The organism is Ferroglobus sp., from assembly GCF_015521575.1.
Lineage (GTDB): Archaea > Halobacteriota > Archaeoglobi > Archaeoglobales > Archaeoglobaceae > Ferroglobus.
Genome location: NZ_WANY01000118.1, coordinates 1 through 10,388 on the forward strand (window position 1 = coordinate 1; position 10,388 = coordinate 10,388).

Sequence of the window (10,388 nt, forward strand, 5' to 3'; positions counted from 1 at the left end):
AAGCAGTGGACAACTCGTTAGATGCCTGCGAGGAAGCGGGAATTCTTCCCGACATCCTCGTCAAAATTTTTAGAGTTGGAAAGAACTACAGAATTATAGTCGAGGATAACGGACCGGGGATAGAGAAGGAGGAGATTCCAAAGGTTTTCGGGAAGCTCCTTTACGGCTCAAGGTTTCACACCATAAAGCAGAGCAGAGGGCAGCAGGGAATTGGGATTTCTTCAGCAGTACTCTACGCTCAAATCTCTACGGGAAAGCCAGCGAAAATTTTGTCCAAGGTTGAAGGGGAGGAAGCTTACGAGATCGAGCTTTTCATAAACACGAAGAAGAACGAGCCGGAGATAGTTTCCGAGAAAAAAGTGGAGTGGTACGCTCCCCACGGAACAAGAATAGAGCTTGAGATCGTTGGAAGCTACGTAAAAGAAAAGAGGCAGAGCGTTTACGAGTATTTGAGGCAGACTTCTATAGTGAATCCCCACGCAAGACTGACTCTCATAGAGCCTGACGGCACGATTCACGAGTTCAAGAGGATTTCGAATATTCCTCCGCAACCACCGAAGGAGATAAAGCCGCATCCTCACGGAATAGAGCTTGGCACTCTTTTGAACATGCTGAAATACACGAAGCACAGAGATCTGAAAAGCTTTTTAAAAAAAGAATTCGTTAGAGTTGGAGACAGAATTGCCGAGGAAATCATTCAAAAAGCTGGTTTGAGCGGAAATGCTGATCCGAAAAAGCTGAGTAGGGATGAGGCGGAGAAACTTCTTGAGGCTTTTAAGCTAACGAATCTTCTACCTCCTCCCACCGATTGCCTCTCTCCGATAGGAGAGGACTTGATAAAGAGAAGCCTTCTTGAGGAATTCAAGCCCGAATTCGTTTTCGCAACGACAAGGAAACCCAAGGTTTACTCAGGACATCCGTTCCTGATCGAGGTGGGAATTGCCTACGGGGGAGAAATTAGAGAGGAGAAAGTGAAAATTTTGAGGTTTGCCAACAAAATACCCCTCCTCTACCAGCAAGGTGGCTGTGCATTGACAAAAGCTGTTGAAAGCGTTAACTGGAAGAGTTACGGAATTTCACAGAATAAAGGAGAACTCCCTCAAGCTCCGATGGTGATCTTGATTCATCTCGCTTCGACGAACGTTCCCTACACATCCGAGTCTAAAGAAGCGGTAGCTTCGATTCCCGAAATAGTAGAAGAGTTGAGACTTGCCTTGCAAGAGGCTGGAAGAAAGCTGAGAGAATATCTCGAAAGAAAATCGAGGATAGAGAGGAAGAAAAAGAAGGAAAGCGAACTCTTCAAGATAATACCACTACTCGCTGAAAAAGTTAGCGAAGTCCTTGGGAGAGAAGTTCCGGACTACGAGAAAGTCGTGGCGAGGATAATGGGAAGTGTTTACATTTCAAGAAGCGTGTTTGCGGAAGACGGAAGAAACTTTGCTGTGCTAAAAATAGCAAACTACTCCAAGTATAGGAGGAAGTTTAAAGTTTACGAGATGAGCAGCGGAGACATAAAAGCTGAAAAGAAAGTTGGAAATTCCGCAATCTTTGAAGTTGAACTCATGCCTGAAGAGGAGGTGGAAATAAAGTACGAGTTTACCGGTAAACTGATAAACAAGAAACCTCTTGTAGAAGGTTTGAGCGAAGATGAAATCATAGGGGGAGAGGTGGTAAGCTTTTGAAGTACGAAAGAGAGGCTTTAGCAAGCCTGCTTAAAATTCTCGAAAGAATTTACGATCAGATGAGCAGAGGAGAGGTGCCGGAAATAGACATAGCGACGAGGACGAAGTACAACATAGAGTTCGATGAAAAAAGCGAAGTTTGGGTTTACGGAGATAGAAGATCTACAAGAAGCGCTAAAACTGTAAGAGGAGCTTACATGCTTTTGAGGATGGCTTACGTCATCGGCTTTTTAAAAGAACAGTTGAAAGCGAACAAATCGTCTACGCTGAGGGAACTCTACTACATTTCCGAGAACTGGGGGATGGCAAAATTTGACGAGCAAGCTGAAAGCGATAGGCTAATAGAGGATCTCGAAATTTTAACGAGCTTTCAGAGGGAGCATTTCAGAATTCGCCCGGAAGAGGATGGAGCGACGGTAATAGGTCCGTTGAGAATCAGAGAGAATACAAGGAGGGGGATTAGGGAGATACACTGTCAGGAGGATGTCGGGGAGGGAGGTTATCAGATTCCGGTTAATGTGGACAACATAGAGTTTATCGACCACGACGCGGATTTTGTTATAGCCGTTGAAACCGGCGGTATGAGGGACAGACTCGTGGAGAACGGATTTGACGAGAAGTTCAGAGCTATAGTAGTTCACTTAAAAGGGCAGCCAGCGAGAAGCACGAGGAGGTTGCTGAAGAGGTTAAATACCGAGTTGGGACTTCCCGTGGTTGTTTTTACGGATGGAGATCCTTGGAGTTACAGAATCTACGCAAGCGTTGCTTACGGAAGTATTAAAGCGGCGCATCTGAGCGAGTATTTAGCCACTCCCTCTGCGATGTTCGTCGGGATAAGACCTTCCGACATCGTCAAGTACGATCTTCCCTCCGACAAGCTTACCGACAAAGACATTCAGGCTTTAAAAGCGATTCTAACGGATCCAAGATTCGATACGGAGTTTTGGAGGAGCGAGATAAACCTACAGCTTGAGCTGGGGAAGAAGTCCGAGCAGCAGGCTTTGGCTAAATATGGACTTGATTACGTCACGGATGTATACCTTCCGGAGAGGCTAACTGAGTTAGGTGTGCTGAAGTGAGAGTAGAAGACCATTGCGTAGGATGCGCTTACTGCATGCTTGTATGCAAATTTGAGGCGATAGAGGTATTCGGAAAGGCGAAGATAAATGAGGAGAAATGCGTTAAGTGCCTCAAATGCGTAATCTACTGCCCGGTTAAGGCGGTGAAAGGTTGATCGCTGTAGTAGGTGCTGGACTTGGTGGGTTGCTCGCTGCGAATCTCTTGGCTAAAGAAGGTTATAAAGTTGAGGTGTACGAGAGATTGCCTTTCCCTGGTGGAAGGTTCACGAGCTTAAACTACAAAGGTTTTGAAATTTCTACCGGAGCTCTACACATGATCCCCCACGGAAGTAGAGGTCCCTTAGCCAAACTTTTAAAGAAGATAGGAGTAAGGGTCGAAATAATTGATTCGAAGCCAGAAGGAGAGTTTCTCTGGAATGGGGAGAGAATTGAAGTTAGAAGGAGAGTCTTTCCTCTGAAAGCGATATTGAAATTCTACAAAGAGCTTGCAATTTCGAAGTTTAAAGACAGAACACTCGACGTCTTTGCAAACTCTCTCGATGATTTTACGAAAGCGTTTCTTAACTCGTTCCTCGGTTGGAGCTTGAGCATATATTCTGAGGATATAACCTTCAGGAAGTTTTACGAGATATTTAAGCAGACCGTAAAGTATCGGGGACCGGGAATCCCGATTGGAGGGTGTAAGGCTGTAATAGATGAGCTTGTAGAGAACCTTGAGAGCATGGGAGGGAAAATTTATCTGAGAAAGGAAGTTAGAGGGATAAAAAAATCGAATGAAGAGGTTAAGTTGCTTATTGAAGAGTGGAAGAGTTTTGACGGCGTAGTCTCTAACGTCGGTCACAAGCTTACCGCCGAACTCATGGGAGAGAAAGTAAATCTTCCAGAGGAGAGCAGGGGGATAAAGTACACTCTCAAACTCGAAGAACCGTTTTTAGAACACACTGGCGTTCTTTTCATAGCGAATAAAAACATAGCCGGAATGAACGAGGTGACGAACGCGGATCCCAACCTTGGCAAGGGAGTTATGCTTCAAGTACATCAGCCGTTTAAGGGGGATGCGAGGAGAGCAGTAGAGGTCGGATTGAGGGAAATAAGAGAGGTGGTTGGAAAGAACTTCGAGTTGCTTGCTGTCCAAAGCTTCAGCAGAGACTGGCCGGTGAATAGAATCAAAGCCGGCTCGGATTTGGGCGTTGTTTTTAAAGAGAGGATAGTAGTGGTCGGAGATGGAGCTAAGGGAGGGGACATTGAAGTTGAAGGCATAGCCCTCGGAGTGGAGAAAGCCTTGGAGGAGCTGGGAAGATGGATATAGTTCTGAGAAATGTCGTAAAAAGGTTCGGAAGATTTGTGGCTTTGCATGGGATAAGCTTTGAGGTTAGGAAGAAAGAGAAGGTCGCTTTGCTTGGACCGAACGGAGCTGGAAAAACGACGACGGTCAGAATCATAAGCGGAATAACGAAGCCTACGAGCGGTGAAGTAAAGGTGGCTGGAAAAGATCCTTTTAAGGAGTACGAGGTTAAGAAGATGTTCGGTGTAGTTTCACACCACACATTCCTTTACGAAGAGCTTACAGCCTACGAGAATCTTGAATTCTACGCTAAACTTTACGAGGCTGATGAAAGCAGAATTCCTGAGCTGCTTAAGGAGTTCGGGCTGTATGAAAGAAGGCATGAACTCGTTAGAAACTTTTCGCGAGGTATGAAGCAAAGGCTGGCAATAGCGAGGGCTTTGATCCACTCTCCTAAGATATTAATTCTTGATGAAGCTACAACGGGTTTGGACGTTTTCGGAAAAAAGGAGCTCTTTACAATTCTCGAAAACTTTGACGGAACGATCCTATTAACTACCCACGATCTTGAAGAAGCTGAAAAAACTTGCGAAAGAGCTTTGATCATGTCTTCGGGAAGAATCGTATTTGATGGTAGCTCGGAGGACATAGAAAGTGTTTACAAGGAGGTGCTTTCTTGAAAGTGGTGGAAATTGCAAAAAAAGATATTAGAGTGGAGCTTAGAACGAAAAACTCGATATACTTCATGCTTCTCTTCGCTCTAATCTCTTCAGCCATGTTCAGCGTCTCTATTCCAGTGGAGGCGTATGATGTTGTTGCGTCTCCCCTCCTCTGGATTGTTCTTCTTTTTGTAGGTATGCTCGGCTATTCAAGGGCTTTTCTGAGGGAGCTTGAGGCTGGAACTTTAGATGGTTTAAGAATTTCTCCAATAAACCCTATCAGCGTTTTGTTCGGAAAAACGCTCTATAACCTGTTTTTAATGCTTCTCGTTGAAGCCATGATCGTCCCGATTTTCTTCGTCCTGTTTCAACCGAAGATCGAAAATACACCGCTTTTTCTGCTCTCCTTAACTGCTGGAAATGTCGCTTTCGTCATAGTCAGCAGCTCCCTTTCGGTTTTAATTCTCAAATCAAAAACGAGAGAGTTGCTAATGCCCATACTACTGTTTCCGGTCGTATTTCCCGTTATAAGCTCAACTCTTGCAGCTTTAAACATGGCTAAGATGGGAACTGTTGACGACATCCTTTCTCCTCTCGCATTAATTCTCTCCTTCTCCGTTGCTATGGTGGGTGTCGCTTTCCTAACTTTCGAGCACGCTTTCTTCGATTAGATCTCTTGTAGCCATTCTAACAGCTTCCTCGCTACTATACTTCGGCTTCCAGCCGAGTTTCTTTATCTTTTCTATGGATAGGAGCATTAGGGGCACGTCCCCTTTCCACCCCCTCCTTCCTCCGGTGAACTTGAATTTAGGGGAGACTCCAAGCTCTTCGCAGACTATTTCAGCTATTCTCTTCACACTTATCCAGTCTTCGTTACCCAAGTTGAATATGTTCAGCTGATCATCGGCTTTCAATCCGTAGATGATGCCTTCGACGCAATCTGAGATGTAGATGTAGGACTTCGTCTGATTACCGTCTCCGAGAATTTCGAGCTCGTTCGGATTCTTTTTCAGCTTCTGTATGAAGTCGTATATAACTCCGTGGGTACTTCTCTTCCCAATAACGTTGGCAAATCTGTAAATCCAAGCTTGCATGTCGAAAGTATGGCAGTACGAGGAAATCAAAGCCTCACAACCGAGTTTGGTTGCTCCGTAAATGGAAATGGGTATCGTTTTGTAATCTTCTGGAGTTGGAATAACTTCAGCCTCTCCGTAAACGGTTGAGGTGGAGGTGAAAACGATCCTCTCGATTCCTGCTTTTCTCATTTCTTCAAGAAGAACGTAAGTGGCGAGAAGGTTGTTCTCGTATATCGTTTTTGGATCCTTCTCTCCGAGTCTTACCTCTGGATTCGCTGCCACATGCCAGACCTCTTCTACTCCTCTCAAAGCCTCTCTCACGTCATCCGGATTTCTCAGGTCTCCTTTGATAAATTCGGCGTTTTCGTTTATATACTCCATTTTTCCGGAGGAGAGGTTATCAATAATCCTAACTTTTTCTCCCATTTCAACGAGTTTATCAGCCAAGTGACTCCCTATGAACCCCGCACCACCGGTTAGAAGAATCATGAAAAATCTTCGAGTAAGTTATATATACTGTTTTCTCCCAATATCCTTTTGCTATTCAAGGAGGTGAGAATGAATGCTGCCAAATCAAATGGTTAAATCACTGATCGGCAAGGAAATAAGAGTTGAAATGAAAGGAGAAGAGACGAGCTTAGTTGGGAGACTTGAGAGTGTGGACGATTACATGAACCTCCACTTGTCCAACGCTTACGAGTACAAAGACGGGGAGAAAATCAGAGTACTCGGGGATATAGTACTAAGAGGAAACAACATCGTGCTGATACAGCCTTTTGAGGAGTAAAAAGATGATAGACACGAGAGAGGAGATTTTAAAACTCCTCGAAAAGAAAGGTGAGATTCTTCAAAAGGATCTCTGGAAGGAGTTGAATATCGATAGTAGCAAGTGCTCAAGAATACTCAGGAAGCTTGAGAAAGAGGGGCTGATAAAGAGAATTGAGGTTGTTGTTGATGGCGTAAAGACTTTTAAAATAGTCCCCGCCCATGTGGAGGTGGAGGAAGAAGAGGAGGAGCCGAGCTTAATAGAGTTAATGAAAAAAGTCGAAGCTATAACTGGATTACCTCCTTGTTTTGGCTGTTTACTTGTTGAATGCGACCCTAAAGAGTGTTTAAAGCTCGAAATTTGGTGTTTGAGAAGAAGCATGGAGTAAAAACTTCTGTTTAATTCGAAAATTTGCGGCAGTAATCGGAGCGCAGATGAGATCCCTTCTCGTTAAGACATATTCTTTCCACCTGATGAAGTATTCACAATTTCGTAGAGAATCCTAAAGCCAGTTACTTTCGCTACGATTATCGCTGAGATTTCGTAAGGATTTAGTTTATTCGAATATCACGCTAAATTGATTATCTGAATTGAAACTCGGCAATCCCGAGCTTTGCAATTAAACGTACAAGAGAAATTGAGCCGAAAAAAGCTCTTATCGAGAAAAATCTCTATCGTGACAATTGCAAAAGCAAGGTTGAATTCGACAAAAGGTATTTGAAGATTCGAGGTGATTTAGGGTTATGGCAAAGGTAATAGAGGCAATATATGAAAATGGAGTTTTCAAACCTCTTGAAAAAGTGGATTTAAAGGAAGGGGAGAAAGTGCGAATAAGGATTGAGAAGAGAAGGATATATGATGTTATCAAGGAGTATCAGAAGTACTTCGAGGACATCGACGAAGATTTAACCGAGATACTCTTGAGTGAGAGGAGATGATAGTTCTCGATACGTCAGTAATAGTCGATTCTCTATTACCAAAGCTTGGTGAAAGGTATAAAAAAGCGAATGAACTTTTGAAGAAAGTTAAAGATCAGCGAGTTTACGCTCCCAAGATTTTAAAGGTAGAGTTAGCAACCATTTTGGGAAGGAAAAAGAGCACCAATTTAGTAAGAAAATTCGTTGATGATTTGACGTCTGAAATCAATTTGATTTCAGAGGTGGATCTGTTCGATACAGCATACGAAATCGCATTCTTAGTGAAAGGAAGGGCAGTGGATATCTACTTCATAGCCACAGCTAAAATAACGAACTCTATTCTGATAACGAACGACAAGGTTATGGCAAGGAATGCTAAAAAAGTTAACATTGAGGCTTATTACCTGATCGAAGAGTTTGATAAGGCTGTGGACAAGATAAAAGAGCTATATGTCAGAGAAAACTGACAGAATTAAGTTATCTTCAGCTTAGCTTTAATTTCCCCGATTTCGGAGTCTTCTCTAATGAGTTTAATCGTCAGCCGACTTGAACCTATTTTGCTAAACAGGTTTACCATAAGAGATTTTCCATAGCTATTGATCGGTCTTACAATCCGTCGTAGAGCTTCTCGAAGAAAATTTTTTCCAAGTCTACAATAAGATGTAAAACTCGTTAGAGGTGGAAATGCAGAAAAAACTAACTGAGAGTGCTTGTAAAAGTAAGCATAGATGAAAGAGGATTTTTACCGAGGTAAGTGCGTAAGGTTTGGAGCGATAAATTTACATTAGAGAAGCTGAAAATCTCTAAAACTAAATCTCGTTAAAAGTTGCCAATTATTACCTGAATTTACCGAACATCCATCCCAGACCGACTACCACAAATACGAGCAGAATTCCAAAACATTCTGAAAATCTACCTTTTAAGATGTTTTTGAGCATTCCTTTCAACAAGGTTTTCGTGTAGCTCCTCTCGGTTTGGAGTTCGTATTCTTTGGAAAGAATAGCCTTCGAATATCCCTCATAATACGCTCTCCTCAAAGCATAACTTAGCTTAGCTCTGCTTTCTGGAACCCTGTGATAGACAACAGCCGAGGGGTCGTAAATAACCTTAACTTCCGGTTTTATCTTTTTCAACCTCATGCAAAGCTCCGTCTCTTCACTTCCAAGCAGCTTTTTACCGTATCTCCCAACTTCAGATCTGAACTTCCCAGCAACATCAAAGACTTCCCTTCTAAATGCCATGTTCGCACCAATCGGATTCCTGACTTCAGCTTTTGTTTCCGGCATTCCCTTATACGTGCACCCCACAATCCAGTCGAGTTCTTCAGCCAGCCATCTTGGTCTTTTTCCATCGAACACAGGAACAATTCTTCCTCCCGCTACCCAGACTTTCTTGTCTTCGAAATTCCTGAGCAAGTTCTCCAACCAATACTTGTCAGCCCAGGCGTCGTCGTCTATGAAAGCAATTATATCGCTTTTAGAGACTTCGACACCCTTGTTTCTCGCATTCGAAAGACCAAAACCAGAAGATTCAACAATCCTTACTTCATCACTCATCCGAGTTTCGTAAAAGCTCACGAGGTCGTCAATAGGATCCAAAACGAGCACGATTTCGTCCGGCTTTCTCGTCTGATTTTTCAGCGATTCAATGCATCTCCTCACATCCTGAAATCGTTCTTCAGTGTACGTCGAAATCACAACCGAAACTTGCACAGCCTAAAATAGACCGCTGAGTTTAAATCTGTATCTAACCGACCTCTCTATACCTTTTTGCGAACCTCCTTAGATTCTCCCACTGCTCTTCCGTAAGCACGTGAAACTCGAAGGGAGACTCGAAGAATTTTTTTGTTAGCTTTCCAAAAACTTCAAGCTTCTTATTTCTGTCCTCAAAATCGTTCGAAACGACAGCAACATCTATATCGCTTAATCCTACTGAATAATCCCCTTCCACGACGGATCCGAAAACGTAAACTTTGGCATCTGGACAAATGTAATCGACGAACTTCTTTATCTCTTCAAGGTACTTCTCAAGCTCCTCAAAATACTTTTTTCTCCTCTTGTAAACATCTCTCAGGAACTCCATAGCAGTTCCCTCAGCTTATCGTAGAGCTTCAGAGCCTCTTCGACTTCTTCTCTCCTGAACTCTTCCGGTAGGTATCTCGAAGCTATGTAAGCAAATTCGAGGTTCCTCAGGACAGTCCAATTGTCCTCAACGAATTTTTCCAATTCATCGCTTTCAACAACCGATGCGAGATCTCTCAGCAATCTTCTGAGACTGTGAGTTTTCTCAAAATAACCCGTAAGATCGAGAAGTTTTGCCTTTATTATAAGCTGACAAGCCTGTTCGACGTGAAACATAGCCAAATCGAAATCTTCACGCTTCAAATCTTCGATAGCATCTTTAATAAAACCCTTCGCTCTTTTCAAAAGAACCTCAACATCTTTTTTCATCGAAGCGATTAAGCTTGAAAATGATAAAAAGTTTACTGAGGCTTAACGAACTTCATTGCTTCAACTTCCCAAAAACGTATCCACAACCCACTAAGAATGTGAAGAGAAGCATTAAAGCCAGCTTCTCAGCTTCTTCGCTTTTTCCAGAAATGGCACCTTTCATTCTCGCGATCAACCTGTTTAAAAAATGTATTCTAAAAAACTTCGTTCCTCTCCGATATTTCCGACTACTTTCTCCATCACTGCTTTCGAGTAATCCTGCCAGAAAGCTCTTTTTGCAAGAAAGCCGAACTTAACTCTTTTCTCAAAAATTTTGTGATAAACTACTGCATTCGGGTTGTACATCACTCCTCTCCCAAATTTCCTTCTCATTCTCTCGCACAGCTCGGTTTCACCACCCTGAAGCATTCTTCTACCTTTTATACCCCCATCTCTGGATTGAATCCTCCGAGTTTTAAAAAGACATCTCGCCTA

The 10,388-nt window shown here is 43.0% G+C and carries 15 protein-coding genes; 10 read left to right on the forward strand and 5 right to left on the reverse strand.

What is annotated here, in order from left to right:
- The 6 genes from F7C14_RS04875 to F7C14_RS04900 form a co-directional block, all read left to right on the forward strand.
- On the forward strand, positions 1–1,682 hold a 1,682-nt coding region (locus tag F7C14_RS04875), incomplete at its 5' end, for a DNA topoisomerase VI subunit B (protein WP_290900412.1).
- Positions 1,679–2,761: a DNA topoisomerase IV subunit A gene (locus F7C14_RS04880; protein ID WP_290900414.1), complete on the forward strand. Its 1,083-nt coding sequence runs from the start codon at positions 1,679–1,681 to the stop codon at positions 2,759–2,761. The genes F7C14_RS04875 and F7C14_RS04880, both read left to right, overlap by 4 nt.
- Positions 2,758–2,916, forward strand: a complete 159-nt coding sequence (locus F7C14_RS04885) for a 4Fe-4S binding protein (protein WP_290900416.1) — start codon at positions 2,758–2,760, stop codon at positions 2,914–2,916. The genes F7C14_RS04880 and F7C14_RS04885 overlap by 4 nt, the downstream gene beginning before the upstream one ends.
- A complete protein-coding gene (locus tag F7C14_RS04890) occupies positions 2,913–4,070 on the forward strand; it encodes an FAD-dependent oxidoreductase (protein WP_290900418.1) in 1,158 nt (385 codons plus the stop codon). Before F7C14_RS04885 ends, F7C14_RS04890 begins: the two co-directional genes overlap by 4 nt.
- Positions 4,061–4,726, forward strand: a complete 666-nt coding sequence (locus F7C14_RS04895) for an ABC transporter ATP-binding protein (protein WP_290900420.1) — start codon at positions 4,061–4,063, stop codon at positions 4,724–4,726. Before F7C14_RS04890 ends, F7C14_RS04895 begins: the two co-directional genes overlap by 10 nt.
- 2 nt (positions 4,727–4,728) lie before the next feature.
- Positions 4,729–5,376: a heme exporter protein CcmB gene (locus F7C14_RS04900; protein ID WP_290900443.1), complete on the forward strand. Its 648-nt coding sequence runs from the start codon at positions 4,729–4,731 to the stop codon at positions 5,374–5,376.
- Here F7C14_RS04900 and F7C14_RS04905 read toward each other — a convergent pair.
- Positions 5,347–6,270 carry an NAD-dependent epimerase/dehydratase family protein gene (locus tag F7C14_RS04905; protein ID WP_290900422.1) on the reverse strand — a complete coding sequence of 308 codons (924 nt, stop codon included), beginning with the start codon at positions 6,268–6,270 and terminating at the stop codon, positions 5,347–5,349. The genes F7C14_RS04900 and F7C14_RS04905 overlap by 30 nt on opposite strands.
- Before the next feature lie 73 nt (positions 6,271–6,343).
- On the opposite strand from F7C14_RS04905, the gene F7C14_RS04910 reads away from it, so the two are divergent.
- The 4 genes from F7C14_RS04910 (at position 6,344) to F7C14_RS04925 (ending at position 7,931) form a co-directional block, all read left to right on the forward strand.
- Positions 6,344–6,568 carry an LSM domain-containing protein gene (locus F7C14_RS04910; protein WP_290900424.1) on the forward strand — a complete coding sequence of 75 codons (225 nt, stop codon included), beginning with the start codon at positions 6,344–6,346 and terminating at the stop codon, positions 6,566–6,568.
- Between the two features lie 4 nt (positions 6,569–6,572).
- On the forward strand, positions 6,573–6,935 hold the full coding sequence (locus F7C14_RS04915; RefSeq protein WP_290900426.1) for a winged helix-turn-helix transcriptional regulator: 363 nt from the start codon (positions 6,573–6,575) through the stop codon (positions 6,933–6,935).
- Positions 6,936–7,290: 355 nt separating this feature from the next.
- A complete protein-coding gene (locus F7C14_RS04920; protein ID WP_290900428.1) occupies positions 7,291–7,485 on the forward strand; it encodes an antitoxin family protein in 195 nt (64 codons plus the stop codon).
- Positions 7,482–7,931 carry a type II toxin-antitoxin system VapC family toxin gene (locus F7C14_RS04925; RefSeq protein ID WP_290900431.1) on the forward strand — a complete coding sequence of 150 codons (450 nt, stop codon included), beginning with the start codon at positions 7,482–7,484 and terminating at the stop codon, positions 7,929–7,931. The genes F7C14_RS04920 and F7C14_RS04925 overlap by 4 nt, the downstream gene beginning before the upstream one ends.
- Before the next feature lie 369 nt (positions 7,932–8,300).
- Here F7C14_RS04925 and F7C14_RS04930 read toward each other — a convergent pair whose 3' ends face one another.
- From F7C14_RS04930 to F7C14_RS04945, 4 genes are all read right to left on the reverse strand, one after another.
- Positions 8,301–9,176, reverse strand: a complete 876-nt coding sequence (locus F7C14_RS04930; RefSeq protein ID WP_290900433.1) for a glycosyltransferase family 2 protein — start codon at positions 9,174–9,176, stop codon at positions 8,301–8,303.
- A gap of 34 nt (positions 9,177–9,210) precedes the next feature.
- Positions 9,211–9,546, reverse strand: coding sequence for a nucleotidyltransferase domain-containing protein (locus tag F7C14_RS04935; RefSeq protein ID WP_290900435.1), 336 nt, complete (start codon positions 9,544–9,546; stop codon positions 9,211–9,213).
- Positions 9,534–9,914, reverse strand: a complete 381-nt coding sequence (locus tag F7C14_RS04940) for a HEPN domain-containing protein (RefSeq protein ID WP_290900438.1) — start codon at positions 9,912–9,914, stop codon at positions 9,534–9,536. The genes F7C14_RS04935 and F7C14_RS04940 overlap by 13 nt, the downstream gene beginning before the upstream one ends.
- Positions 9,915–10,094: 180 nt before the next feature.
- The gene (locus tag F7C14_RS04945; protein ID WP_290900440.1) at positions 10,095–10,286 is read right to left on the reverse strand and encodes a hypothetical protein; all 192 of its coding nucleotides are present in this window, start codon (positions 10,284–10,286) and stop codon (positions 10,095–10,097) included.
- Positions 10,287–10,388 lie beyond the last annotated feature (102 nt).